This window comes from Amycolatopsis sp. WAC 04182, assembly GCF_003947465.1.
Taxonomy (GTDB): domain Bacteria; phylum Actinomycetota; class Actinomycetes; order Mycobacteriales; family Pseudonocardiaceae; genus Amycolatopsis.
Genome location: NZ_QHJJ01000004.1, coordinates 81592 through 107040, shown reverse-complemented (window position 1 = coordinate 107040; position 25449 = coordinate 81592). Strand labels below are relative to the sequence as shown.

At 69.3% G+C, this 25449-nt stretch carries 28 protein-coding genes; 19 read left to right on the top strand and 9 right to left on the bottom strand.

Annotated features, from left to right (window positions below; translation table 11 throughout):
- Nucleotides 1-29: 29 nt before the first annotated feature.
- Together DMH01_RS20650 and DMH01_RS20645 are read right to left on the bottom strand one after the other, a co-directional pair.
- Nucleotides 30-746 (bottom strand): ABC transporter permease, encoded by a 717-nt coding sequence (locus DMH01_RS20650; protein WP_125678933.1) that lies wholly within the window; start codon nucleotides 744-746, stop codon nucleotides 30-32.
- The gene (locus DMH01_RS20645) at nucleotides 743-1378 is read right to left on the bottom strand and encodes an ABC transporter permease (protein ID WP_370323554.1); all 636 of its coding nucleotides are present in this window, start codon (nucleotides 1376-1378) and stop codon (nucleotides 743-745) included. The genes DMH01_RS20650 and DMH01_RS20645 overlap by 4 nt, the downstream gene beginning before the upstream one ends.
- A 226-nt stretch (nucleotides 1379-1604) precedes the next feature.
- On the opposite strand from DMH01_RS20645, the gene DMH01_RS20640 reads away from it, so the two are divergent.
- The 3 genes from DMH01_RS20640 to DMH01_RS20630 all read left to right on the top strand — a co-directional run bounded on the left by DMH01_RS20640 (nucleotide 1605) and on the right by DMH01_RS20630 (nucleotide 4186).
- Nucleotides 1605-2501 (top strand): ABC transporter substrate-binding protein, encoded by an 897-nt coding sequence (locus tag DMH01_RS20640; RefSeq protein ID WP_199745574.1) that lies wholly within the window; start codon nucleotides 1605-1607, stop codon nucleotides 2499-2501.
- A 152-nt stretch (nucleotides 2502-2653) separates the two neighbouring features.
- Nucleotides 2654-3088, top strand: a complete 435-nt coding sequence (locus tag DMH01_RS20635) for an SRPBCC family protein (RefSeq protein WP_034310528.1) — start codon at nucleotides 2654-2656, stop codon at nucleotides 3086-3088.
- A 99-nt stretch (nucleotides 3089-3187) separates the two neighbouring features.
- Complete coding sequence (locus DMH01_RS20630) at nucleotides 3188-4186, top strand: NADP-dependent oxidoreductase (RefSeq protein ID WP_125678930.1); 999 nt, start codon at nucleotides 3188-3190, stop codon at nucleotides 4184-4186.
- Nucleotides 4187-4263: 77 nt separating this feature from the next.
- On the opposite strand, the gene DMH01_RS20625 is transcribed toward DMH01_RS20630, so the two are convergent.
- The 5 genes from DMH01_RS20625 to DMH01_RS20605 form a co-directional block, all read right to left on the bottom strand.
- A complete protein-coding gene (locus DMH01_RS20625) occupies nucleotides 4264-4893 on the bottom strand; it encodes a pyridoxamine 5'-phosphate oxidase family protein (RefSeq protein ID WP_125678929.1) in 630 nt (209 codons plus the stop codon).
- A gap of 16 nt (nucleotides 4894-4909) precedes the next feature.
- Nucleotides 4910-5794, bottom strand: a complete 885-nt coding sequence (gene purU / locus DMH01_RS20620; RefSeq protein ID WP_199745573.1) for a formyltetrahydrofolate deformylase — start codon at nucleotides 5792-5794, stop codon at nucleotides 4910-4912.
- A complete protein-coding gene (locus DMH01_RS20615) occupies nucleotides 5772-6431 on the bottom strand; it encodes a DedA family protein (protein WP_125678927.1) in 660 nt (219 codons plus the stop codon). The genes purU and DMH01_RS20615 overlap by 23 nt, the downstream gene beginning before the upstream one ends.
- Nucleotides 6432-6494: 63 nt before the next feature.
- Nucleotides 6495-7292, bottom strand: coding sequence for a class I SAM-dependent methyltransferase (locus tag DMH01_RS20610; protein WP_125678926.1), 798 nt, complete (start codon nucleotides 7290-7292; stop codon nucleotides 6495-6497).
- Nucleotides 7274-7771: a DUF2505 domain-containing protein gene (locus DMH01_RS20605; protein ID WP_125678925.1), complete on the bottom strand. Its 498-nt coding sequence runs from the start codon at nucleotides 7769-7771 to the stop codon at nucleotides 7274-7276. Before DMH01_RS20605 ends, DMH01_RS20610 begins: the two co-directional genes overlap by 19 nt.
- A 26-nt stretch (nucleotides 7772-7797) precedes the next feature.
- Here DMH01_RS20605 and DMH01_RS20600 point away from each other — a divergent pair, with 26 nt between their 5' ends.
- The 7 genes from DMH01_RS20600 to DMH01_RS20570 all read left to right on the top strand — a co-directional run bounded on the left by DMH01_RS20600 (nucleotide 7798) and on the right by DMH01_RS20570 (nucleotide 15497).
- A complete protein-coding gene (locus DMH01_RS20600) occupies nucleotides 7798-8862 on the top strand; it encodes a UDP-N-acetylmuramate dehydrogenase (RefSeq protein ID WP_125678924.1) in 1065 nt (354 codons plus the stop codon).
- 153 nt (nucleotides 8863-9015) lie between these two features.
- Nucleotides 9016-10191, top strand: a complete 1176-nt coding sequence (locus DMH01_RS20595) for an Ig-like domain-containing protein (protein WP_125678923.1) — start codon at nucleotides 9016-9018, stop codon at nucleotides 10189-10191.
- A 262-nt stretch (nucleotides 10192-10453) separates the two neighbouring features.
- Nucleotides 10454-11266: an alpha/beta fold hydrolase gene (locus tag DMH01_RS20590; RefSeq protein WP_125678922.1), complete on the top strand. Its 813-nt coding sequence runs from the start codon at nucleotides 10454-10456 to the stop codon at nucleotides 11264-11266.
- 21 nt (nucleotides 11267-11287) lie between these two features.
- The gene (gene mshA / locus DMH01_RS20585) at nucleotides 11288-12592 is read left to right on the top strand and encodes a D-inositol-3-phosphate glycosyltransferase (protein WP_125678921.1); all 1305 of its coding nucleotides are present in this window, start codon (nucleotides 11288-11290) and stop codon (nucleotides 12590-12592) included.
- Entirely contained in the window at nucleotides 12589-13104 is a 516-nt protein-coding gene (locus tag DMH01_RS20580) for a YbjN domain-containing protein (RefSeq protein ID WP_125678920.1), read from the top strand. The genes mshA and DMH01_RS20580 overlap by 4 nt, the downstream gene beginning before the upstream one ends.
- Before the next feature lie 68 nt (nucleotides 13105-13172).
- A complete protein-coding gene (locus tag DMH01_RS20575) occupies nucleotides 13173-14093 on the top strand; it encodes a DUF4349 domain-containing protein (RefSeq protein ID WP_125678919.1) in 921 nt (306 codons plus the stop codon).
- A 654-nt stretch (nucleotides 14094-14747) separates the two neighbouring features.
- Complete coding sequence (locus DMH01_RS20570) at nucleotides 14748-15497, top strand: phosphoglyceromutase (protein ID WP_125678918.1); 750 nt, start codon at nucleotides 14748-14750, stop codon at nucleotides 15495-15497.
- A 74-nt stretch (nucleotides 15498-15571) separates the two neighbouring features.
- Here the strand turns inward: DMH01_RS20570 and DMH01_RS20565 are convergent, their stop codons facing one another.
- Both DMH01_RS20565 and DMH01_RS20560 read right to left on the bottom strand, forming a co-directional pair.
- Complete coding sequence (locus DMH01_RS20565; protein ID WP_125678917.1) at nucleotides 15572-16489, bottom strand: hypothetical protein; 918 nt, start codon at nucleotides 16487-16489, stop codon at nucleotides 15572-15574.
- Entirely contained in the window at nucleotides 16486-17133 is a 648-nt protein-coding gene (locus DMH01_RS20560) for a hypothetical protein (RefSeq protein ID WP_034310555.1), read from the bottom strand. Before DMH01_RS20560 ends, DMH01_RS20565 begins: the two co-directional genes overlap by 4 nt.
- Nucleotides 17134-17414: 281 nt before the next feature.
- On the opposite strand from DMH01_RS20560, the gene DMH01_RS20555 reads away from it, so the two are divergent.
- The 9 genes from DMH01_RS20555 (at nucleotide 17415) to DMH01_RS20515 (ending at nucleotide 25414) form a co-directional block, all read left to right on the top strand.
- On the top strand, nucleotides 17415-18647 hold the full coding sequence (locus DMH01_RS20555; protein ID WP_199745572.1) for a cell wall metabolism sensor histidine kinase WalK: 1233 nt from the start codon (nucleotides 17415-17417) through the stop codon (nucleotides 18645-18647).
- Nucleotides 18644-19333 carry a response regulator transcription factor gene (locus DMH01_RS20550; protein ID WP_034310560.1) on the top strand — a complete coding sequence of 230 codons (690 nt, stop codon included), beginning with the start codon at nucleotides 18644-18646 and terminating at the stop codon, nucleotides 19331-19333. Before DMH01_RS20555 ends, DMH01_RS20550 begins: the two co-directional genes overlap by 4 nt.
- A gap of 127 nt (nucleotides 19334-19460) precedes the next feature.
- The gene (locus tag DMH01_RS20545) at nucleotides 19461-20450 is read left to right on the top strand and encodes a Ppx/GppA phosphatase family protein (protein ID WP_125678916.1); all 990 of its coding nucleotides are present in this window, start codon (nucleotides 19461-19463) and stop codon (nucleotides 20448-20450) included.
- A gap of 105 nt (nucleotides 20451-20555) precedes the next feature.
- Nucleotides 20556-22103 carry a hypothetical protein gene (locus DMH01_RS20540; RefSeq protein ID WP_125678915.1) on the top strand — a complete coding sequence of 516 codons (1548 nt, stop codon included), beginning with the start codon at nucleotides 20556-20558 and terminating at the stop codon, nucleotides 22101-22103.
- A gap of 22 nt (nucleotides 22104-22125) precedes the next feature.
- Nucleotides 22126-22923 carry a sugar phosphate isomerase/epimerase gene (locus DMH01_RS20535; RefSeq protein WP_125678914.1) on the top strand — a complete coding sequence of 266 codons (798 nt, stop codon included), beginning with the start codon at nucleotides 22126-22128 and terminating at the stop codon, nucleotides 22921-22923.
- A 141-nt stretch (nucleotides 22924-23064) separates the two neighbouring features.
- On the top strand, nucleotides 23065-23895 hold the full coding sequence (locus DMH01_RS20530) for a thioesterase family protein (protein ID WP_125678913.1): 831 nt from the start codon (nucleotides 23065-23067) through the stop codon (nucleotides 23893-23895).
- A 24-nt stretch (nucleotides 23896-23919) separates the two neighbouring features.
- Nucleotides 23920-24729: a pyrroline-5-carboxylate reductase gene (gene proC / locus DMH01_RS20525; RefSeq protein ID WP_125678912.1), complete on the top strand. Its 810-nt coding sequence runs from the start codon at nucleotides 23920-23922 to the stop codon at nucleotides 24727-24729.
- A 213-nt stretch (nucleotides 24730-24942) separates the two neighbouring features.
- Nucleotides 24943-25167, top strand: coding sequence for a helix-turn-helix domain-containing protein (locus DMH01_RS20520; protein WP_125678911.1), 225 nt, complete (start codon nucleotides 24943-24945; stop codon nucleotides 25165-25167).
- 145 nt (nucleotides 25168-25312) lie between these two features.
- Entirely contained in the window at nucleotides 25313-25414 is a 102-nt protein-coding gene (locus DMH01_RS20515) for a 30S ribosomal protein bS22 (RefSeq protein ID WP_007030867.1), read from the top strand.
- The last annotated feature ends 35 nt before the right edge of the window (nucleotides 25415-25449 follow it).

Here is a 25449-nt window from a genome sequence, read left to right as displayed (position 1 = left end):
CTGTCCACAAAGGACTTACCGGTTGACTCTCAGGTGCGGGCATCCGCGCGGGACTGGGTCGCCAGCCCGCGCGGGGTCACCCACCGCGTGATGAGCGCGAAAACGCCTTCGCATACCAACGCCAGTACGACGACCGCGATGCCACCCGCCAGGATCTCGCCGTGCCCGGGTTCGCCGAGGGCGAAACCGTCCACAATGTACCGGCCGAGCCCGCCGCCGTCGTTGACGATCGCGCCGATCGCGACCGTCGCCACCAGTTGCAGGAACGCGACGCGGGCACCCGCCAGGATGACCGGAGAAGCGAGCGGCAACTCCAGGCGCAGCATGATCTGCCACTCGCGGTAGCCGGTTCCTCGCGCGGCGTCGACGGTTTCCTGCTCCAGCTGGATGACGCCCGCGTAGGTGTTCGTGAACAACGGCGGCAGCGCCAAGGCCACCAGCGCGAGCATCAACGGCCAGAACGTCGTGTCCACTTCGAGCCGGGAAGCCAGGAACCAGAACAGGATCACGAGCCCGAAGCTGGGGATCGCGCGGCCGATGTTCACCGCGCTCGTGGCGAGGAACTGCGCGCGACGGTAGTGCGCCAGCCACAACGCGGGCGGGATCGTCAGCACGGCCGAGATCGCCAGCGCCAGCAAGGAGAACTGGAGATGCTCGACGGTCCGGTACGGCACGCCCGCCGGATCCGTCCAGCTCCAGCGGTTCGGTTCACCGAACCACTCGATGGTCTGGTCGATGATGCTCATCGCGACGCCGCCTTCCGCGACCACGGCGCGAGCGCGCGCCCACCGAGCCACAGCAACAGATCCACCACCACGGCCAGCACCACGGAAAGCACGACGCCGACGATGATCGACGTCGGGTTCGGTGTCGCGGTCTGGATCCCGTTGCGGATGAAGTACCCGAGACCGCCCTTGCCGAGCATGGAAGTCACCGTCACGAGCCCGATCGTGGTCACCGCCGCGACCCGCAGGCCCGCGATCACCACCGGCAGCGCGAGCGGGAGTTCGACCTGCCACAGCAACCGCGAACGCGTGAAACCCATGCCTATCGCGGCTTCGCGGACTTCCTTGGGCACTTGTTCGACACCGGTGACGATGTTGCGGATGAGGATCAGCAACGTGTACGTGGCCAAGGGAATCACCGCGGTGGTGAAGGACGTGAGACCGGTGAAGGGCACCAGCACGGCGAAGGCGCCGAGACTCGGGATGACGTACAACGAACCCGCCGTGCTCAGCGCGAGGACGAAGAACCACCTGCGACGCAGCGAAACCACGGAAACACCGATCGACACCACCAGTCCGATGGCGAGTGCGGCCGCGGTCAGCGTGATGTGCTCGCCCAGCCGCTCGAAGATCTCGTCGAGGTTGCGGTCCACCCACCGCCACTCGAAGAGCGGCCGTCCGCCCTGGGCGGGAACGGGGAAAGCGGAGGATGCTCGCACCGGCCGACCTTACCCCGTTCGGGCGGCCGGATTCCGTTCTCTGGGAGCGGACGGGGTGCAACTCTCAAAATGTGGATTCTTGTCGGGGGCCGGGGATACGGTTCTTTCCTCTGACAAGTCATAGGAGTGTGTGCACGTGCGCTGGACACGGAATGTTCGAGTGGGCGCGGTGCTCGCCGCCGCGATCCTCGGTATGACCGCCTGTGGGGGCGGAGACGACGCGGCGGCCCCGGCCGCACCGAGCAAGGGCGGGGCGCCGATCGTGGTGGCGTCCTTCAACTTCACCGACAGCGTGATCCTCGCCGAGCTGTACGCGAACGCGTTGGAGGCCGAGGGTTTCCCGATCACCCGCAAGCTGAACCTCGGTTCGCGCGAACTGATCTACCCGGCACTGAAATCCGGCGAACTCCAGTTCATCCCGGAATACCAGGGCGCCGCCATCACCACCGGCTTCGGCAAGGAGGCCGCGAAGGACGCGGCGGGCGAGCACGAACAACTCAAGAAGCTGTTCGAGCCCGAGGGCATCGGCCTGCTGGACTACTCGCCCGCCGAGGACAAGAACACCTACATCGTGAAGGCCGACCTCGCCAAGGAGAAGGGTCTCGCGAAGATCAGCGACCTGTCCAAGGTCGACAACGTCATCGTCGCGGGTGGCCCGGAGTGCGAGAAGCGGCTTCCCTGCTTCAAGGGCTTCACGGACGTCTACAAACTGAAGGCCACGTTCCAGACCGTGCAGGAAGCGGGCCCGCGCGTCGAGCAACTGCGGTCCGGCAAGGTCACCGTCATCCCGATCGACTCGGTGAGCCCGCTCGTCGGCGACCCGCAGTTCGTCGCGCTGGAGGACGACCTCGCCATCGTGCCGACCGAGAACGTCGTGCCCGCGGTGAGCAAGAAGGTCCTCGACGAGCGCGGCGCCGACTTCGTGGCCACGGTCAACGCCGTGAGCAAGGCCCTCGACACCGTGCAGCTGCGTGAGCTGAACAAGCGCGTCGACTCGGACGGCGAGAAGCCGGCGGACGTCGCGAAGGACTGGCTGAAGGAGAAGTCCCTCATCTGAGGCTCTTCACACGTGAGATGAAGGGGCCTTTCATAGCAAATTTTGCTATGAAAGGCCCCTTCATCGCAGTTGGGGGAGGGGCGCTCGCTCCCGCTGCGAGCGCCGGTGGAATCGTGGACGCTGTCGTTGCACCACGGGTGAAAGGGAGTGGGATGGGAAAGGTCACGGCCATCGCGGAGCGCACCATCGAGGCGCCGGCGGACAAGGTCAGGGCGCTCGTCGCGGACTACGCCGAAACCCGGCCGAAGCTGCTGACCGAGCACTACCGCGACTACGAGGTCACCGAAGGCGGTGTCGGCGCGGGCACGAAGGCGCGCTGGAAGCTGCAGGCCACCTCGAAGCGTGTACGTGACGTCGCCGCGACGGTGACCGAGCCGTCCGAAGGCACCCTCGTCGAAACCGACGCGAACTCCAGCATGGTCACCACCTGGACCGTCCGCGAGGTGCCGGACGGCAGCGTCGTCCGCATCGAGACGACCTGGGACGGCGCCGGCGGCATCGGCGGCTTCTTCGAGAAGACCTTCGCGCCCGGTGGGCTCAAGCGGATCTACGAGGGCGTGCTCGGCAAACTCGCCGAGGTCGTGTAGTACTCGCCACAACCGGAATGGTCGCCCCGGTTCCCTCGTTGTACCGGTCGTGAATACGGGGCGATCGCCCCGCTTGGGCAACAGACTTGGAGTTACCTCGTGAACGCAACCGAGATCCGGCTCGCCTCCCGTCCGCACGGCGTCCCCACGCTCGAGAACTTCGAAATCGCCGACGTCGAGATCCCGGTGCCCGGCGAGGGACAGATCCTGGTCCGCAACCAGGTGCTGAGCGTGGACCCGTACATGCGCGGCCGGATGAGCAGCGCGAAGTCCTACGCCGAACCGTACGAGGTCGGCAAGGTCATGCACGGCGGCGCCGTCGGTGAAGTGGTCGAGTCCACCGTGGACGGTTTCCGGCCGGGTGACATCGTGCTGCACGGCCTCGGCTGGCGCTCCCACGCCGTCGTCGACGCGAAGCACGCGGTGAAGGTCGACCCCGAGGCCGCGCCGATCACCGCGTACCTCGGCGTCCTCGGCATGACCGGGCTCACCGCGTACGCCGGCCTGCTCGACGTCGCGGAGTTCAAGGAGGGCGACACCGTCTTCGTGTCCGGCGCGGCGGGCGCGGTCGGTTCCGTCGTCGGTCAGCTGGCGAAGCTGAAGGGCGCGAAGCGCGTCATCGGCAGCGCGGGCACCGACGAAAAGGTCAAGTGGCTGACCGACGAACTGGGCTTCGACGCGGCGTTCAACTACAAGGACGCCCCGGTCGCCGAGCAGCTGCGCGCGGCCGCGCCCGAGGGCATCGACGTGTACTTCGACAACGTCGGCGGCGAGCACCTCGAAGCGGCCATCGACTCGATCAACCTGCACGGCCGGATGGCGATCTGCGGGATGATCTCGGTCTACAACAACACCGAACCGGCCGCGGCGCCGCGGAATCTCGCGTCGATCATCGCGAAGCGGTTCACCATGCGCGGCATGCTGGTCGGCGACCACTTCGCGCTGCAGCCGCAGTTCGTGAAGGAGGTCGCGCCGCTGGTCGCCTCCGGTGAGCTCAAGTACTCGGAGACCATTGTGGACGGTATCCGCAACGCACCGCAGGCCTTCCTCGACCTGCTGGGCGGGGCGAACACCGGCAAGATGCTGGTCCGCGTCTGACCCTGCCTCGCGTGCAATGAAAGGACCGTTCCTTGCAAATTTTGCAAGGAACGGTCCTTTCCTAGCACGCGTGAGGCTCAGTACTGGGTGGTGAGCGCGCCTTCGGTCAGCGCGGCGTCCAGCGCTTCCGCCGACATGTCCAGCTTCATCTGGTCGCGGAAGATCTGACCGGCGGTCGGCAGGCCGGCCCGCTCCGGCCAGGTTTCCGGCTTCCACAGCGAGGACCGCAGGAAAGCCTTGGCGCAGTGCATGTACAGCTCTTCGACCTCGACCATGATCGCCAGCGCGGGCCGCTTCCCCTTGACCACGAGGTCGTCGAAGAACGGCGCGTCCGCGACGAGTTTCGCGCGGCCGTTGATCCGCAGCGTCTCGTTCATCCCCGGGATCAGGAACAGCAGCCCGGCGTGCGGGTTCTCGAGGATGTTGGTCTGGCTGTCGAGCAGCTTGTTGCCCGGCCGGTCCGCCAGCACCAGCGTCTTGTCGTCGAGCACCTTCACCGAACCGGCCGGGTCGCCGCGCGGGGAGACGTCACAGGTCCCGTCGGACGACGCCGTCGCCAGCAGGTAGAACGGCGAGTGCTCGATCAGCGTGCGCGCGTGCTGGTCGAGGAAGGGGATGATCTTCCCCTTGGTGCGCTCGGCCGGGTGGCCGAGGTGCTCACGCAGCGCTTCGCGCGTCTCGATCACTTTGATCTCTGAAGTCCCCATGGACCCCAGTCAACCATCAGAAGACGACAGTTCGGTTCCCGTGCACCAGCACGCGGCCTTCGAGGTGCCACCGCAGCCCGCGCGCCAGCGTCACTTTTTCGATGTCGCGGCCCTTGCGGACCATGTCTTCGACGGAGTCGCCGTGGTCGACGCGGATGACGTCCTGGTCGACGATCGGGCCCGCGTCGAGGTCCGCGGTGACGTAGTGGCAGGTCGCGCCGATGAGCTTCACCCCGCGCGCGTGGGCCTGGTGATACGGCCGCGCGCCGACGAACGACGGCAGGAAGCTGTGGTGGATGTTGAGCGCCCGACCGGCCCACGCCTCGCACAGTTCCGGCGGCAGGACCTGCATGAACCGGGCGAGGACGACGGCGTGCGGGTCGTGCTCGTCGACGAGTTTCCGCACTTCGGCGAAGGCGGACGCCTTGGCGGTGGCGTCGCCGGCGGGGAACGGCACGTGGTGGAACGGGATGCCGTGCGCGCGGGTGATGTCGCCCAGTGAAGCGTGGTTGCCGATGACGGCGGCGACGTCGACGTCCAGTTCACCGGAAGCGACCCGGCCGAGGAGGTCGTAGAGGCAGTGCCCGGCCTTGGAGACGAGGATCACGGCGCGACGACGCTCACCGGTGTCGGTGACCTGCCAGCTCGACTCGGCCGAAAGCGACTTCGCGACGTCGGCGAAGCGGGTGCGCAGTTCGGCGGCGTCGAACGGGAGCGAGTCGGCGCGCACGACCTGGCGCGTGAAGAACCAGCCGGTGTCGGGATCCGTGTGGTACGCCGCTTCGACGATCCAACCGCCGTGTTCGGCGAGGAAACCCGAGATACGGGCGATGATGCCCGTGCGGTCGGGGCAGCCGAAGGAGATCACATAGCGACGTTCAGGGTTCGACACGGACTCCATTGTCGCTGGTCCCGGCCGCCGCGCGGCGCCGGGTCAGAATCCGGACGCGCACCCGCCGCCCGACCTCGATCGCCGCGACGAGCAGCAGGCCGAGCGCGAAGGACAGCAGCAGGCCCTTCTCCGGTTCGTCCGCGAAGGCCGCTCCGCCGACGAGACCGATGAGGACGCTGTACACCGCCCAAATGCCCGCGCCGAGGGCGTCCAGCGGGACGAACTTGCGCGGCGGGTAGCCGAGGCTGCCGTTGGCGAGCCCGCTCGCGACCCGGCCTCCGGGCAGATAGCGGGCGGCGAGGATGAGCAGGACGGCGTTGCGCCGCACCTGGATCTTCGCCCATTCGTAGCGCCGGATCCCGTCCGGGCCGCGCTGCAGGCGGGCGAGCGCTCGCGGACCCGCGGCCGCGCCGACGGTGTAGCCGAGACAGTCGCCCAGCCAGGCCCCGAGCGCGGCGATCAGCGCGAGCAGCGCCAGCTGGGAGAAGTCCGTGCCGATCAGGACGGCGACGGTGATGACGGTGGTCTCGCTCGGCATGAACGGCAGGAGCGCGTCCAACCCGGACACGAGGAACACGATCACCCACAGCCAGGGCGATCCGAGCGTGCCCTCGAGCAGCCCGGTGACGTACTCCAGCAGTTCCACGGTTCCATGGTGATCACCGCAGGTCGCTTTGGGGTGACGGAGCGGGGTTCGACCGGTGAATTCCTAGTCCGGGGCCACCGAAGACCACGGCACCGTCAGCTCACCCAGCCGCCACCGCGACGGCCGGTTCAGCACCGGCCAGCCGCGGGCGGTGAGCAGGTGGACGGTATGCGCCCAGCGGGCGCGGACGCCGAAGTTCTGGTGCGGCGCCGCCGTCGCCCAGCAGATGTCCAAAAGGGACAGTAGTTCGTGGACGCGTTCGCCGGGAACGTTGCGGTGAATGAGGATCTTGGGCAGTCGTTCGGCCACTGTGGACGGACGTTCCAGGCTGGCGAGATGGACCGAAAGGGTCAGGCTGCGTGGCCCGCCGGAGCCGACCGCGACCCACGTGCTGAGCCGCCCGATCTCGTCGCAGGTGCCTTCGACGAGCAGCCCGCCCGGCGTCATCGCGTCCAGCATGAGCGACCAGGCACCCGGGACCTCGGCTTCGTCGTACTGGCGCAGCACGTTGAACGCGCGCACCAGCATCGGCCGCGTCCCGGCGAGTTCGAAACCGCCGCGCCGGAAGTCCAGCCACGGCCGGTCGGCGGCGGCTTGCGCGACGGCGACCCGTTCGGCGTCCAGCTCCAGGCCCAGCACCCGGACGTCGCGCCGGACCGTGCGCAACCGTCGTGCCATCTCGACCGTGGTCACCGGTGAGGCGCCGTAGCCGAGGTCCACCACGAGCGGTTCGTCCGCGCGGTGCAGCAGCCGGGTCACGTCAGGGTCGCTCGCGAGCCAGCGGTCGACGCGGCGGAGCCGGTTGGGGTTGGTCGTGCCCCGTGTCGGTGCCCCGACCGGTTTCAGCGCTCGGCCAGCCACTTCGCGACGAATTCGGCCTCGCGTTCCAGCAGCTTGGTGACCTGTTCGGCGATCACGCCTTCCAGCTTCCCGCCGACGAACGGGATCCGCACCTTGACCTCGCCGCTGTTGACCAGCGTCGCCTGCTCGCCTTCGCCGGTCAGCGACGTCTTCGCGGTGATCTCGCCCGGCACGCCCGAGACCGACGCCGTCGCGGTGCCGGTGTAGCCGGATCCGGCGGTCTTCCAGGTCTGCTCACGCTCGACGATCAGATCGCCCCGGTGCAGCGTCCGCACGGCCGACGGGAGCTTGTCGGAGCTGATGCCCTGGCGCAGCTTGTAGCGCACGCCGTCCCCGGCCGTCGCGTACTCCAGCAGCTCCGCGTCGTCGCCGCCGATCTGCTCCAGCCTCGCCCGCAGCGCCGCCTCGCCGGCGACCGCGTCGAACGTGGTCGCGAGGTCTGCGGAGAACGTCGATCGGTGCTCGATACGGGAGGCCATGGCGCCAGACAGTACCGTTCACGGGCGTGAGCACTGCCGAAACTCCCACTCAGCACGCCGCCCTCGCCGACCACACCACGTTGCGGCTCGGCGGTCCGGCACGGCGTTATGCCGAGGCGAAGACCGTGCAGGCCCTGGTCGACGCGGTCCGCGAGGCCGACGAAGCGGGCGAGCCGGTCTTGCTGCTCGGCGGCGGTTCGAACCTCGTCGTCGCCGACGACGGCTTCGACGGCGCGGTGCTGAAGGTCGGCACCACCGGATGGACACGTGACGGGGATCTCGTCGAGGTCGCGGCGGGGGAGAACTGGGACGGTTTCGTCGAGGGCCTGGTCGCCGACGGCGCCGGCGGGCTCGAATGCCTGTCCGGGATCCCCGGTTCGGTCGGCGCGACACCGATCCAGAACGTCGGCGCGTACGGCTGCGAGGTCGCCGAGTCCCTGGTCTCAGTGGACCTCTACGACCGTGCCGGCCGCGAGATCCGCACGCTGACCGCCGAAGAGCTCGGCTTCGGCTATCGCACGTCGATCCTGAAGGGGACCGACGCGGGCGTCGTGCTCACCGTGCGCTTCAAGGTCACCGACGATGGCCTCTCCGCCCCGATCCGCTACGCCGAACTCGCCCGCACGCTCGGTGTCGAGATCGGTGACCGGGTCCCGGCGGCCGAAGCGCGCGAAGCCGTCCTCGGCCTGCGTCGCGGCAAGGGCATGGTCCTGGACGCCGACGACCACGACACGTGGAGCGCGGGCTCGTTCTTCACCAACCCGATCATCGGAGAGGCGCGGCTGGCGAAGGTGCTGGCGGGGATCGTGGACGTGGTCGGCGAGGACGTCCGGGTGCCGCAGTACCCGGCGCCCGGCGGCACGAAGCTGTCCGCCGCGTGGCTGATCGAGCGGGCCGGGTTCGCGAAGGGCCACGAAGGGCCCGGCGGCAGGGTCTCGCTGTCGACGAAGCACACGCTCGCGCTCACGAACCGCGGCAAGGCCTCTACGGAGGACCTTCTCGCCTTGGCGCGCGAAGTGCGCGACGGCGTCGAGGCTCGCTTCGGTGTTTCGCTGCACCCGGAACCTCTGTTGATCAACTGCTCGCTCTGAATCACGAATTGCGCGAGGGTGAACAACCCCACGCCGTCCCCGTGCGTCTATCTCCGTGAGGGGGGCGGGTGAGTTCCGTCGCCGCGGGTAACGTCGGAGAGGTTCCCAGCGCTGAGCGGGTAGGGGCTCGCGGGGAGCTAACGGGAGGTTCACGTGATCGAACGGCGCACGGTGTTCAAGGCCGCGCTCGCCGCGGGGGCGGCCATGCTGGCCGCTGCCTGCTCCAGTGGTGAAGGCGGCAACGCCCAGCCGGAAGGCAGTGGCGGTGGAGAGCAGAACGCCGCCCCGATCGCGAAGATCACCGCCGAACCCGCCGCCGACGCCAAGGACGCCTCCGTGGTGACACCGGTCGTGGTGAAGGTCGCCGACGGCAAGCTCACCGAGGTCAAGGTCACCGGGGACGGCGGCAAGGACGTCAAGGGCGAGCTTTCGCCCGACGGGCTCACCTGGACCAGCACCGAGGTCCTCGGCTACGGCAAGACGTACACCTACGCCGCGAAGGCCACCGGCAGCGACAACAAGCCCGCCGAGTTCAAGGGCTCGTTCAGCACGGTCAAGCCCGCCAAGGAGGTTCGCGCCACGCTGAACCCGACCGACGACGCCGAGGTCGGCGTCGCGATGCCGATCAGCGTGAAGTTCGCGTCCCCGGTCAAGGACAAGGCGGCCGCCGAAAAGGCGCTCAAGGTGAAGACCGACAAGGACGTCGAAGGCTCCTGGGGCTGGCTGTCGGACACGCAGGTCGACTGGCGGCCCAAGGAGTACTGGCCCGCGAACATCAAGGTCAGCGTCGAGGCGAAGCTCTACGGCGTCGCGCTCGGCGGCGGCGCGTACGGCAAGGCCGACGTGACCACCGACTTCAAGATCGGCCGCAACCAGGTGGTCAAGATCAACACCCCGGACCATGTGATGAAGGTCTACCGGGGCGGGTCGGAATCGGCGAGCTACCCGTGCTCGAACGGCCTCGACTCCGACGTCCAGCGCAACACCCCGAACGGCACCTTCATCGTGATGACGAAGGAGCCGACGGCGCGGTTCGACAACGCGCGCTACGGCTACACCAACGTCAACAAGAAGTGGGCCTGCCGGATCTCGAACAACGGCGAGTACATCCACGAGAACCAGGACAACGCGGCGAACATCGGCAAGGCCAACACCTCGCACGGCTGCGTGAACCTGCTCGACGCGGACGCCAAGAAGTACTTCGACACGGCGATGATCGGCGACCCGGTCGAGATCACCGGCTCGAAACTGGGCAGCCCGACCAAATCGGACGTCAAGGACTGGTTCTACGACTGGAAGTCCTGGAAGGCCCTCTCGGCGATCAAGTAGCCCTTGCTCGCGTGAAGTACATGAAGGCCCCCTTCCTTGCGCCAGGCGCAAGGAAGGGGGCCTTCATGTACTTGCCAAGGGTGCGAAGGTCGTTCACGAGCAGTCGTTGCCGCTGTGGTGCTACTGAGACCGCCCGGCGCCATGTCGCGAAAGCCACTTTCGGGACACCAGACGTCCTGAAAGTGGCTTTCGCGACACCGGCCGGCCGAGCGAACCCGAATCGCGCTCACGACCACCCCGGCCGACCTCCTAAAGTGCGGGCATGAAGACCGAGGTAGTCGGCTACGGCGGGACCCGCATCGGCTTGTGGGTCGAGGGCGCCGAGAACACCCGTCCGATCGTGTTCGTGCACGGCTGGGCCCAGTCCGCCAAGGCCTGGGCGCCGCAGCTGGCGGATCCCGCGCTCAGTGAGCGGTTCCGCCTGGTCGCGATGGATCTGCGCGGTCACGGCGATTCCGAGGTGCCCTCCGCCGGCTACGACGATCCGCGGGTCTGGGCCGAAGACCTCGCCTCGGTCCTCGACTTCGCCGGTGACGACGCGATCGTCGTCGGCTGGTCCTACGGCGGGCTGGTGATCACGGACTACCTCCGCGTGCACGGCTCGTCGAGGCTCGGCGGCGTCGTTTTTGTGGGCGCCATCACAGAAATCGGCAAGAACCGGCCCGGCGGCAAGCTCGGGCCCGCCATGCGCGACGCCATCCCGGGGGTGCTGGCGGACGATCCGTCGGTCGCGATTCCCGCGTTGGTGCAGTTCAGCGAGCGGATGACCGCCGCCCCGGTGTCCGGCACGCTCGCCCAGTCCTTGCTCGGCGCGTGCCTTTCCACCCCGCCCGCGGTGCGCTCCGCGTTGTTCCGGCGCGACCTCGGGAGCGAGGACGTACTTCGTGATCTGGACAAACCGGCACTTATCGTCCATGGTCTCGCGGATGCTGTGATCGATCCGACGTCGGCGGAATACGCGGCGGGGAAGATTCCGGGGGCTGTCGTGCGTTGGCTACCTGAGGTGGGGCATCTGCCGTTCGCCGAAGCGGCGGACGAGTTCGGTGATCTACTGCGCCGGTTCGCCGATCAGTAGGACTTCGGGAGTGTTGACCAGGTGACGATCCCCCTGCACGGGTTCGACGCCGCGCCCAGGCGCGTCGCGGTCCTGTCGTTGCACACCTCTCCGCTGGAGCAGCCGGGTACCGGCGACGCCGGCGGCATGAACGTCTACGTGAGCCAGACGGCCACCGAGATGGCGCGCCGCGGCGTCGAGGTCGAGGTGTTCACTCGGGCGACGTCCTCGGATCAGCCTCCGGTCGCCGAGCTGGCACCGGGCGTGCTGGTCCGGCACATCCCGGCCGGGCCGTTCGAGCCGCTGGGACGCGACGAGCTGCCCGCGCAGCTGTGCGCGTTCACCGCCGGGGTGCTGCGGGCCGAGGCGTTCCACGAACCGGGTTACTACGACCTCATCCATTCGCACTATTGGCTTTCGGGCCAGGCGGGCTGGCTCGCCCGCGACCGCTGGGGCGTGCCGCTGGTGCACACCGCGCACACCCTGGCCAAGGTCAAGAACGCCGCGCTCGCCGAGGGCGACACCCCGGAGCCGCGCACCCGCGTGATCGGCGAGGAACAGGTCGTCGAGGAGGCGGACTGCCTGGTCGCGAACACCCGCGTCGAGGCCCGCGAGCTGATCGAGCTGTACGACGCCGACCCGCACGCCGTGCACGCCATCCCGCCGGGCGTCGATCTCGACCGGTTCACCCCCGGTTCCCGGCCCGCCGCGCGCCGGGCGCTGGGCCTGCCGCAGGACGCGATCGTGCTGGCCTTCGCGGGCCGCATCCAGCCGTTGAAGGCGCCGGACGTCCTCCTGCTGGCCGCGGCCGAAATGCTGCGCGAGCGGCCGGAGCTGGCGTCGCGGCTGGTGGTGCTGATCGTCGGCGGCCCGTCCGGGACCGGGCTGGAGCAGCCGCAGGCCCTGCGTGAACTGGCCGTCTCCCTCGGGATCGAGGAACAGACCCGGTTCATGCCGCCGCAGCCCGGCCAGTCGCTGGTCGACGTCTACCGCGCGGCCGACATCGTCGCCGTGCCGAGCTACAACGAGTCGTTCGGGCTGGTCGCGCTCGAAGCGCAGGCCTGCGGGACGCCGGTGATCGCGGCCGAGGTCGGCGGGCTGCCGGTCGCGGTCCCGCACGGGGTTTCCGGGCTGCTCGTGCCTTCGCACGACCCGAAGGACTGGGCCGGCGCGCTCGCGAACGTCGCGCTGCGGCCCGGCTGGCGTGCCGAACTTTCGGCCAACGCCGTCGTCCACGCGCGGCGTTTCTCCTGGCGCCGTACGACGGACCGGCTGCTGGACACGTACGCTCAGGCGACCGGCGCGTTCCGGCGTGCCCTCGAACAGCGCGCGGAGGTGGCGGTTTGACGCTCGACGAGACCTTGCGGTCCTCTTTGGACAATGCGGGCCTGGAATACGAAAGGCGTGGCGAGGGAAAGTACTTCGTCACCTTGCCCGGTACCAAGAAGTTGCAGACCAACTGCTGGCTGGTCGCCGGGGACCACGCTTTCGCCGTCGAAGCCTTCGTCTGCCGCCGTCCCGACGAGTCCCATGAGGACGTTTACCGGTTTCTGTTGCGCCGCAACGCGAAGCTGTACGGCGTGCACTACACGGTGGACGCGATGGGCGACATCTACCTGGTCGGCCGGTTCGGCCTGGACACCGTCACCGAGTCCGAGTTGGACAAGATCCTCGGGCAGGTGCTCGAAGCCGCGGACGGCGATTTCAACACGTTGCTGGAACTCGGCTTCGCGGAATCGATCAAACGCGAGTGGGATTGGCGCGTTTCCCGCGGCGAGTCGCTGGCGAACCTGCAGGCGTTCAAACATCTCGTCGAGCCCGCGAACGGACACGAACCCGGAGCCTTGACCGACTCGTGACCCGAATGGTGCAACGGGCCTGAGCCCGGCTCCGTCTCTTTCCGCGACACTGGAGGGAGACGGTCTTGATGCGCAAGCGAATGAGATGGGTCGCCGCCGCCGGCATCGTGCTGGCACTGGCGGGCTGTTCGGCGAACGATTCCGGCGGCAGCAGCGAATCCGCCGGGACGCCGATGTCCGCCGACACCAAGCAGGCCGTGCCGAACCAAGGGCCGGCGAACAAGGAGGCACCCGACAGCAAGGCGGGTTCGGGGAAGGCCCCGGCGCCGGCGGGGCAGCCGGGCATCACCGACCGCAAGCTGGTGCGCACGGCGAGCCTGGAGCTCACCGCGCCGAACGTCGCCGACGTGATCTCGCAGGTGCGCGTCATCACCCAGGGCGCCGCCGGCTACACGGGGCAGGAAAGCACCCAGGAGAAGCGGGCGTCGGTCAACGTCATCGTGCCCGCCGAGCGTCTCGACGGCGTGCTGGACCAGCTGGGGAAGCTCGGGAAGCAGGTCAGACGCGAGGTCACCGCGACGGACGTGACCGAGCAGATGGTCGACGTCGATTCGCGGCTGGCCACCCAACGGGCGAGCGTCGAGCGCATCCGCGCGCTGCTCGCGAGGGCGACGTCGGTCTCGGAGATCGCCTCGGTCGAGAGTGAGCTGACGAGCCGGGAGGCCGAGCTCGAGTCGCTTCAGAAGCGGCGCGAAAGCCTGGCCGGAAGTGTCGCCATGTCGACTATTTCCCTGCAGGTAAAAGCGGAGACCGTCGCGGCGGCGGAGCAGTCCCGCAGCGGCTTCCTCGGCGGGCTGGCCGACGGCTGGGACGCGTTCCTGACCTTCGGCGGTGGCCTGCTGACCGTGCTCGGCGCGATGGCGCCGTTCCTGCTGGTCTTCGGCGTCCCCGCGGCCGCGCTGGTGTGGTGGCTGCGCAAGCGGCGCCGTCCGGCGGAGCCCGCGATGGCGACCGCTTCGGACCTGCCGTCCGCGCCCCCGCTGGACTGAACGGCCAGGGCCCTTGATGCCGTCAAGTGATTGAACGGACGACACGCGTGATCCGGCGGACGACACACGTGACTGGATGGACGACACGACCGCGGCGGGGTGCCCGCCACGAGTCGTCCGCTCAATCACGTGTGTCGTCCGTTCAGTCACACGAAACCGCCACCGGCGCACCGGCTGTGGATACCTGAGGCACCCTTGCCACTCACGAGGGCCCCGGAAGATGAACAGGCGGGACGGCTCGAGGGAGGGGGGAGTCGCGATCTCGAGCCGCCCCGCTGAAGTTCCCGCCAAGGTGGACCCGGTGACGAGGGGGATGCCAACGGGGCCGGCGGGCGCCGCGACTCGGCAGGGGGGAGACGAGTCGCGGTCGTCACCCGCGTCGAACCGGGGAGTGCGTGGAATCCGGCCGCGCGGGACGTAGTCAACCTGTCAGATCTCCACCTGTAATCACAAGACTACCGGTTACTCCGTTCGAGTGAACTTGGAAAATGGGGATAACGGAGTGCAGCCTGATTTCCCGGGATCGGGACTTGTTGGCAACCCGTCTTCTGGACGGGTGAAGGTGTTACTCGCGGGTAACGCACTCTCTGTAGAAACAAAGCGAAGCGCGGCCCTCTGACCGGCGCTTCCGCTCGCTCTGGCAGGCTGAACCCCATGGCTGAGCTTGGGACTCTGGTGCTGCTGCGTCACGGGCAGAGCACGTGGAACGCCGAAAATCTGTTCACCGGCTGGGTGGACGTGCCGCTGTCCGAGCAGGGCGAGCAGGAGGCGCGCAAGGGCGGGCAGCTCCTCGCGGAGTCCGGTCTGCTGCCGGACGTCGTCCACACGTCGCTGATGCGCCGGGCGATCTCGACCGCGAACCTGGCGCTCGACGCCGCCGACCGGCACTGGATCCCGGTGAAGCGCGACTGGCGCCTCAACGAGCGGCACTACGGCGCGCTGCAGGGCAAGAACAAGAAGCAGACTCTGGACGAATTCGGCGAGGAGCAGTTCATGCTCTGGCGCCGCTCGTACGACACCCCGCCGCCCCCGATCGACCCGGCCGACGAGTTCAGCCAGGTCGGCGACGCGCGCTACGCCGACCTCGGTGACGCCGCCCCGCTGACCGAATGCCTCAAGGACGTCGTCGCGCGGCTGCTGCCGTACTGGGAGTCCGAGATCGTGCCGGATCTGCGCGCGGGCAAGACCGTGCTGGTCGCCGCGCACGGCAACTCGCTGCGGGCACTGGTGAAGCACCTCGACGGCATCTCCGACGACGCGATCGCCGGGCTCAACATCCCGACCGGCATCCCGCTGCGTTACGACCTCACCGAAGACCTCAAGCCGGTCACCGCCGGCGGGACCTACCTGGACCCGGAGGCCGCCAAGGAGGCCGCGGCCGCCGTGGCGAACCAGGGCCGCTAGACCACCCCACGCATTTCGTCCTCTGAACGCGGTAGTTCGCTCTCGGACCATCGCATTCAGAGGACGAATTGCGTTCAGGGGAGGGGTTGGACCGATTCGACCCCCGCGGCCTTCCAGCCCTCGGGCAGCCGCTGGAGGCGCAGGACGATCGGCAGGTATCGCTTCGTCGCCTGCCCAGCCGCGTCCTTGACGTCCGTCGTCGCGAAGAGCAGCACGCTCGCCTTGTCGTCCACGACCTCCATGACCGCGGCGGCCGGGTTCGGCGACGGCGACGCCTTCGTGCCCGCGGACCGGATCTGGTTCAGCCGCGCCGCCTTGTCCTGCCGGAACTGCGCCAGCAACGGCCCGGTCGACACGGACTCGTAGCGGGCGTAGGTACCTTCGGGGTCGGCCGGATCCACGTTCAGCAGCGCCTCCGCCGCGCGGAGAGCGCCGTCGCGGGCGGAATCCCGCACCCTCGCGAACACCCGGTCGCCCGCGCCCGGTTTCTCCGCCGCGGGCGAGGGCACGGCCGGGTTCACCTCGACCTTCCCGATCCGCCAGCGGTCGCCTTCACGCACGGTCGCGAGCAGCACCGACGCGATGCCCTTGCTGGTGGCGCCCGCCCTGGTACTGCTCTGGTCGAGCACCGTCAGCACCCGCGCCTTGTCCGGCGTCTCGTCGACCGCGGCCGAGATGATCACCCTCGTCACGAGTTTGATCGGTTCCGCCGATTTCCGGACCTCGGCGAACAGTTTCGCCAGCTCGTCGCGCGCGCCCGGCGTCAGGTTGTCGGCGAGCGCCTTCTCGTAGGCGGGCACGGCCGTGCTGTCGTAGGAGAACACCGCTTCGGTGGCCGTCTTCACCGCCGTGAGCACGGAGGCCGTCCGCGCCGGGTCGACGAGCGCGAGGTTCGAGGGCGGGGTTTCCGGTTCGGGCCGGGCGGTGCCGGAGACCGCGGTGGTGCAGCCCGCGAGCGCGAGCAGTACCGCGAGCCCCGCCCAGCGCCTCACAAGAGGCCGAGTTCCCGCGCCCGCGCGTCGACCTGGAGCCGCGACGTCACGCCGAGCGCGACCAGCAATTCCGAGACGCGACGCTGATAGGTGCGCACGCCCATACCGAGGCTCTTCGCGGCCTTCTCGTCCTTGCAGCCGGTGGTCAGGAACTCGAGGATCTGCGGTGCCTCCATCCGGATGTCGGCGAACCGCGCGTCGAACGTCTCCAGGGTGGTGGACGCCAGCCAGGCGGTCTCGAACAGCGACAGGATGCCCTGCACCAGCTCGGGGCGCGAGATGACGCTGTAGGAGCGCACCGCCTTGCCCTCGTCGCCGGCCATGATCGCGACCCGCTCGTCGAGCAGGATCGTCTCGTTGATCTCCTCGGTGCCGATCCGGATCTGCGCGCCGAGGCCGGACAGGTGATGCAGGTGCTCCGCGGTCTGCTCGTTCAGCAGGACGCCGGGGCGGTACAGCTTGCGGATCCGCTTGTCGCGCACCAGCCGTTCACCCTGCCGCGTGAGCGACGGCCGGGAAAGCGCCCAGGTGTAGAGGTCGTCGGCCGCGCACGCGATGTCGGTCGCCGCGACGAACAGATGAGCCGTCCGGTCGAACAGCTCTTCTTCTCCGCGAATCAGGGAGATGTCACTGACGAGTTCCACGGCGACAGTCTTCCAACATTCCCCGGCGGCCGTGACGGGAACGTCGCTATTCGCCGGTGAGTGGGCAGATCACGGTCCGGAGAGTCACGACGAAAGTCGGAATCCGGGCACGAGTGGTCACCGATGTCCCCGTTTCGGGTGACCCGTCTCACCCGGGAGGTCTCGGTCGCGTGAACGAGGTCTGACCTGCAGGCGAACAGGGTGTCCCCAGGTGTCATAGGCATCACGAGTACGCGGCCGGGACTAGGCCAAAAGACTACCCACGCGCTTACGATTCCCCTGTGACCACGCCTGTTGCACTCGCCATGGCCCTCGGCGGACTGATCGTCGGTGTGGTTTTCGGCTTCCTGATCGCGAAGGGCCGCGCCCGCCGCGAAGAGCGGCGACCGACCGGGCCCACCGTGGCCGAACTGCTCGAACGCCTCGTGCGGTCGAGCAACAACGGCGTCGTCGTGCTCAACAAGTTCGGCGACATGGTCCTGCACAACCCGCGTGCCTACGAGCTCGGCCTGGTGAAGGTCAACCAGGCCGATCCGCGGGCCCGCAAGGCCGCCGAGCAGGTGGTCGAGACCGACGAACCGATGGAGATCGACCTCTCCCCGCTGGAGGCGAGGGGGCGCCAGCCCGAGGCCGTCCACGGCGAGGTCCGCCCGCTCGGCGACGGGTTCACCGTGGTCGAGGCCGTCGACCACTCCGAGGCGATCCGTCTCGAAGCCGTCCGGCGGGACTTCGTCGCGAACGTCAGCCACGAACTCAAGACGCCGGTGGGCGCGATCGCGCTGCTCACCGAGGCTGTCCTCGACGCCGCGGAGGACACCGAGGAGGTCCGCCGCTTCGGCGGCAAGATCCTCCGCGAATCGACGCGGCTCGGCCAGCTCGTCACCGAACTGATCGCGCTGTCGCGGCTCCAGGGCGCCGAGCGGCTGCCCGACCTGAACGTCGTCGAGGTCGACGCCGTCGTCCGCGAGGCGCTCGGCAGGACGACGCTTTCGGCGGAATCCGCGGAGATCACCATCACCACGGACGCGGCCAGCGGGCTCCTCATCGAGGGCGACCGGACGCTGATGGTCACCGCGCTGTCGAATCTGCTGGAGAACGCCGTCGCGTACTCGCAGCCGGGCAGCCCGGTGTCGATCAGCAGGCGACTGGTCGACGGGAAGGTCGAGATCGCGGTGACCGACCGCGGCATCGGCATCGCCGAGGACGAGCAGCAGCGCGTCTTCGAGCGGTTCTACCGCGCGGACAAGGCACGATCGCGGGCGACCGGCGGCACCGGGCTGGGGCTGGCGATCGTCAAGCACGTGGCCGCCAACCACGGCGGTTCGGTCGGCCTGTGGAGCCGTCCCGGCACCGGGTCGACCTTCACGCTGCGGATCCCCGCGCACATCCCCGCCGAACCGGCCGCGGCCGCGAAACAGGCTCCGCCGGCGTCCCGGCCGGAGAAGACCCCCGAGCGGACACCCCGTCTCGTGGCAACAGGGCAAGAAAGCCCCGACCATGGAGGAAACCTGTGACGAGGGTTCTCATCGTCGAGGACGAAGAGTCGTTCGCCGACCCGCTCGCGTTCTTGCTCCGCAAAGAGGGCTTCACCGCCGCCGTCGCCGTGACGGGGCAGCAGGCGCTCGAGGAGTTCGACCGCAACGGCGCCGACATCGTCCTGCTCGATCTCATGCTCCCCGGGATGAGCGGAACGGACGTCTGCAAGCAGCTCAGGCAGCGTTCCGCGGTACCGGTGATCATGGTGACCGCGCGCGACAGCGAGATCGACAAGGTCGTCGGCCTGGAACTCGGCGCCGACGACTACGTCACCAAGCCGTACTCGGCCCGTGAGCTCATCGCGCGGGTGCGGGCGGTGCTGCGCCGCGGTGGCGAGCCGGGCTCCGAAGGCGATCTGGCGCCGCTGGTGCTGGCCGCCGGGCCGGTGCGGATGGACGTCGAGCGGCACGTGGTGACCGTCGACGGGCAGGAGGTCTCCTTGCCGCTGAAGGAGTTCGACCTGCTCGAGTACCTGCTGCGCAACGTGGGCCGCGTGCTCACCCGCGGGCAGCTGATCGACCGGGTGTGGGGCGCGGACTACGTCGGCGACACCAAGACGCTCGACGTCCACGTGAAGCGGCTGCGGTCGAAGATCGAGCCGGACCCGGGCTCGCCCCGGCACCTGGTCACGGTGCGTGGCCTGGGCTACAAGTTCGAGACGTGAGCTAGTGCGTGAAGGCCCCCTTCCCTCGGCTGAGCCGAGGGAAGGGGGCCTTCACGCGGCGCCCCTGCGATACAGATCACGGTTACGGTTTCGTGACCTGACGTGGGGGCGGGTACCGTAGACGCTCGTGCGCCTAGGGGTACTCGACGTCGGTTCCAACACCGTCCACCTGCTCGTGGTCGACGCCCACCGTGGCGCCCACCCGACCCCGATGCATTCCGAAAAGGCCGTCCTCCGGCTCGCCGAGCAGATCACCCGCAACGGCGACCTGAGCCGCGCGGGCGCGGACAGCCTCGTGCGAGCGGTCGAATCGGCGAAGGCGGCCGCGGCGCGGCTCGGCTGCGAAGAGGTCATGGCGTTCGCCACCTCCGCGGTCCGCGAAGCCAAGAACGCCCCGAAGGTGCTGGCGAAGGTCCAGGAACAGACCGGCGTCGAACTGCAGGTGCTTTCCGGCATCGACGAATCCCGGCTCACCTTTCTCGCCGTCCGCCGTTGGTTCGGCTGGTCGGCGGGGAAGCTGCTGGTGCTCGACATCGGCGGCGGCTCGCTGGAAGTCGCGATGGGCCGCGACGAGGAGCCGGATCTGGCCGAATCGCTGCCGTTGGGTGCGGGCCGGACCACCCGGACGCGGTTCCAGCACGACCCGCCCACCAGGTCGGAGCTCATCGCGACTTCGGCGTGGCTCGAAGAACAACTCGCCCCGCTCGCGAAGAAGGTCGCCAAATTGGGTGAACCCGATCGTGTCGTGGCGACGTCGAAGACGTTCCGGTCGCTCGCCCGGCTGACCGGAGCGGCGCCGTCGGCCAGTGGGCCGCATGTGCGCCGTACCCTGACCGACACCGCGTTGCGCCAGCTCATCGCGTTCATCTCCCGGATGACCGCCCATGACCTGGCACAACTCGAGGGGGTCAGCGCGAGCAGGTCGCATCAGCTGGTGGCCGGCGCGCTCGTCGCACAAGCCACCATGCGGGCGCTTTCCCTGGAAGAACTGGAGATCTGTCCGTGGGCGCTGCGAGAAGGTGTCATCCTTCGACGGCTGGACCATTCGAACGGTGCGGACGACACTGTGGGCGGCAGCGCCCGACTGGACTTAGTCGACGGAGAACGGGCACGGTGAAGAGGTGACGGAAATGCGGATGACGGTGGACAGCGCGCGCGACGCCGCCGATGCCCCGTCGCGTGCCGGTTCGCAACGGCTTGAGCGCGCATTGGACTGCACGGTATGACGGACGAGACAGAGAGCGGCCAGCCACAGAAGACCGTGGCGGAGCTGCTCGCGCAGCACGGAGCCCAGCCCGAGGGCGGGCGCCGCAGGCGACGCCGCGCGGCCGACGACGACGACGAGGCTCCCGAGCCCACTCGCGGAAGGCGCGCGCCGTCGGTGAGCGACACCGCGCCCCAGGCGATCATCGACAGGGTGTCCGGCGACACCCCGCCGCCGCCCAACCGCCCGCCGCGCCGCTCGCGCCCGCAGGACTCTGGAGCGCGCCCGCTTCCGCAGCCGCAGCAGGACTCCGCGCCGCTGCCGGTGCCGCCGGACGTCGCGTCCACCCCGACCCGGCAGACGCCGCCGGTGCGCCCGCCGCAGGAGCAGAGCGGCTATCAGCAGCGTCCGCCGCAGCCGCCCCAGCAATCCGGTCAATTCGTGCGGCCGACCCCGCCGCAGGAGCAGAGCGGTTACCAGCAGCGTCCGCCGCAGCAGTCGGGTCAGTTCGTCCGGCCGACTCCGCCGCAGGAACAGTCCGGTTATCAGCAGCGCCCGCCGGACTCCGAGGGCCTGCCCCCGCGTGGCCGTCCCCGCCCGGAGGAGACCCGCGGCGCGGTGCCGCCGGTCCGCCGTCGCCCCGAGCCCCCCGCCGGACCCCCGTCCTCGGGGCTGTCGGCGAGACTCGACGGCGGCCTCAGTGGTCCTGATGCCCCGGCCGAAGACGTACAGGACCAGCCGGGTCCGATGGCCAGCGGCGGGTTCGCGACGCCGCCCGCCCAGCCGGCGCGACGCCGCCGTCCCGGGGCGCGCCCGCCCCAGCCGAAGGCCGAGCCGAGCACCGAACAGTTCGCCGCCGTCGGCGACGAAGCGCCGGCCGCGCCCGAGACGCCCGCCGAGCCGCCGCCTGCCCCGCCCGCCGGCCTCGCCGGATGGCGCAAGCGCAGGCAGAAGGTGCAGTCCGAGGACACCGAGATCGGCGGGATCCCGCCGGTGCCGCCTCCGGTCGCGCCCGTCGAACCGGACGCCGACCCCGAACCGGACCCGTTCGACGCGGGCCCTCCGACCATGGGGCACCCGGCACCGATGCCGTTCGTGCCACCGCATTCGCTCGACGACCGCGACCGCCAGGACAACCTCGACGAGTACGAGCGCGAGTTCGCCGACCCGGCGTACCCGGACGGCGGCCCGGACTTCGGCCGCGACGACTACGGCTACCGGGCCGACGAGTACGAGGACGACTACGACGACAACGCCGAGGACGTCGTCGAGGACGAGCCCGCGGCGCCCGCCGAGAAGGCCTCGCCGGGGAAGCAGTGGCTGGCGCTGGCCGGTCAGCTCGCCCTCGGCGTCGTCGGCGGCGCCGGTGTCTGGCTGGGCTTCAACTGGCTGTGGGTGAACATCCCCGCCGCCGCGCTCGTCGCCGCGCTCCTGGTGATCGTCGCGCTGGTGTGGATCGTCCGGAAGATCCGCAAGGCGGAGGATCTCCAGACCCTGGTGCTCGCGGTACTGGTCGGACTGGTGGTGACGGTCTCACCGGCCGCACTCCTGCTGGTGGCGCGTTAGGGGCCTCGGGAAGGATGCCGGAATGGTTCAGCAGATTCCGGTAGGCCTCTCGACGGCGTCCGTCTGGCCGTTGCGGGCGGGCGCGGCGTTCGAGCTGGCCGCCGACCTCGGCTACGACGGTGTCGAGGTGATGGTCTGGGCGGACCCGGTCAGCCAGGACGTCTCCGCGCTGCGCCGGTGGTCCCGTCGCACCGGCGTTCCGGTGCTGTCGATCCACTCGCCCTCGCTGCTGATCACCCAGCGCGTGTGGTCGCCGGACCCCGAGGTGCGCCTGCGGATGTCCGTGGACGCGGCGCAGGAGCTCGGCGCGCGCACGGTCGTGGTGCATCCGCCGTTCCGGTGGCAGCGCCGCTACGGCGACGCGTTCGGCGACCTCGTCGACGAGCTCGAAGAAGCCAGCGGGATCGAGATCGCGGTCGAGAACATGTTCAAGGTCCGCCCGCCCGGCGGCTCGCGGACGTCCCGCGTGTCGGCGTTCCGGCCGTCGATCGACCCTACGGACGTAGGGTTTCGCCACTACACGCTCGACCTGTCCCATACAGCGGCAGCCGGGATGGACGCCCTCGCGCTCGCCGAACGGATGGGTTCCGGGCTCGCGCACGTCCATCTGGCCGACGGCACGGGCCTGCCGAAGGACGAGCACCTGGTGCCCGGACGCGGGATCGAACCCTGCGCCGAACTACTCGAAAAGCTCGTGAACAGCGATTTCTCCGGACAGATCGTGCTGGAGATCAACACCCGGCGGTCGCCGAGCGCGGCGCGGCGATCACGGGACCTCGCGGAGTCACTCCTGTTCGCGAGGCTTCACCTCGGTCAGTGACAAAGATCGTCTCCGGGTGCGGAGATTCATTCCTCACTGCGCTCGAGGCGCTGGTACACGTAAAGTTCCGACCGTGAACCAGCTGCGCTTGTTGATCTCCCGCACCCCGATGGATCGGCTCGTGGCCTGGGTCAGTGCTCGGTGAGCGCGGCCGACGAAACGAGCACCTCCTTCGACGCGGCGTGCGCGACGAGATCACTGGGTGACGGCACTTTCACGGCGGTCCTCCGGACCGAATGGTCGATCGGTGGGCACCCCCACGGCGGCTTCCTGATGGCCCTCATGGCAAGGGCCGCCCTCGCCTTCCTCCACGAGCGCGGCGAGCCGCCGTCCGAGCCGCTGGCCATCAGCGCGGAGTTCCTGCATCCGCCGGCGGTGGGGCCGGTGTTGCTGCGCATGGACGTCCGGAAGGTCGGAAGGCGCGCCTCGGTCGTCGCGGTCACGCTGGAGCAGCGGGGCCGCAGTTGCGTCGAGGCCAGGGTGACCACCGGACGGCTGCCGATGCGGCGCCCGGAGTGGACCGACGTCCCCGCCATGCCCGCGGAGCCGCCGCCCGGCGCGGTACCCGTGACCGGCGAGACCTCCGAAGGCCTGTTCAACCTCGCGAAGGGCTGCGAGGTCCGGCTCGATCCCGCGAGCGTCGGCTACCTGCACGGCCGGATCGGCGACCCGCCGCGGATCCGGCTGTGGGTCCGGCCGAGGCACGGGCTCGCGGATTCGTTCTTCGCCCTGCTCGCGAGCGACGTGAACCCGCCGGTGGTCTACAACCTGGGCCGGGTCGGCTGGGCGCCGACCGTGCAGCTGACCGCGTTGCTGCGCACGCGGCCGGCGCCGGGCTGGCTGCGGGTGCTCGTCCAGAGCCAGTCGGTGCACGAGGCCTGGTTCGACTCGGACGCGCTCGTGGTCGACTCGCAGGGCAGGCTCGTCTGCCAGGCGCGGCAGCTGGCGCTCGCCCCGGCGCCTGGTGGCTGACGGTCGTTTGGCACGCTGAATGACATGAGTGTGATCGCGGTTCTGGGTGCCGGGAAGATCGGGGAGGCCCTGCTCTCGGGCCTGCTGCACGGCGGGCACAGCCCCGGCGACCTGCTGTTCACCGAGCGGTACCCGGCGCGCGCGGCGGAGCTGACCGAGCGCTACGGCGTGCATGGGGTCACCGTCGCCGACGCCGCCCGCCGGGCCGACGTGCTGGTCGTCGCGGTCAAACCGCAGGACATCGAACCGGTGCTGGACGAGCTCGCGCCGCTGCTCGGCGCCGAGTCGCTGGTCGTCTCGCTGTGCGCGGGCCTGCCGACCGCCCTGTACGAGCGCAGGCTGGCCGAGGGCGTCCCGGTGGTGCGGGTCATGCCGAACACCCCGATGCTCGTCGGAGAGGCGATGAGCGCCGTCTCCGCGGGGGCGCACGCGACCGCCGAGCACATCGCGGTGGTGAAGGAACTGCTGTCGCACGTCGGGCAGGTCGTCGAGGTGCCCGAGTCGCAGCAGGACGCCGTCACGGCGCTGTCCGGCTCCGGGCCCGCGTACTTCTTCTACCTGGTCGAGGCCATGATCGACGCCGGCATCCTGCTCGGCCTGCCCCGCGCGCTCGCCGGGCAGCTGATCATCCAGTCGGCGGTGGGCGCGGCGAAGATGCTCGCCGAGTCCGACGAACACCCGGTGCTGCTGCGCGAAGCCGTCACCTCGCCCGCCGGGACGACCATCAACGCCATCCGCGAGCTGGAGAAGCACGGCGTCCGCGCGGCGCTGCTGGCCGCCATCGAGGCCGCGAAGGACCGCTCGACCGAGCTGGGCGCCGCCCACGAAGGCTGAAGGGGACTTTCCCCGCATAGCACGCGGTGAAGGACGCTTTCGGTGCATAAGACGCGGTGAAAGCGTCCTTCAGCCCCCGGATACGGGCCCATCTCGGTGACTCGCGTCGCTTTAGCCACACGTGTCCCGCTACTCTCAGGAGAGCACGTGCGTGTCGATACCACAGGTGGGGAAGCCTCGTGGCGCGACACGTGTCGAAGGACACGGTGAATCATGCCGCCGAACAAGAAGGATGATCTGGCCAAGCTGAACACAGTGGGCCAGGTCCAGTTCCTGACGGTCGCCGAGGTGGCCACGCTGATGCGGGTCTCCAAGATGACCGTCTACCGACTGGTTCACTCGGGCGAGTTGCCCGCGGTGCGCGTCGGGAAGTCGTTCAGAGTGCCCGAAAAGGCCGTTCACGAATATCTGCAGGGCGCGTACTTCGACGTGGGCTGAGGCCCGTTTCGCGGGACAGAACCTGCCCGCCCGAGGGCGTCTTCCGGGGCGCGAGTACCCTGGAAGACCGCTCGTGCCTGTGCGCTCCACCCGTTGGACGCTGCGCCGGGCAGCGTGACCGACGACGAAGGAAGGAGCGCTCACGATGGGCTCTGTGATCAAGAAGCGCCGTAAGCGCATGTCGAAGAAGAAGCACCGCAAGTTGCTGCGCCGGACGCGCGTTCAGCGTAGGAAGGCCGGCAAGTAAGACACAGCCGGTGAGTGGCCCGTCCAGTTTCTGGA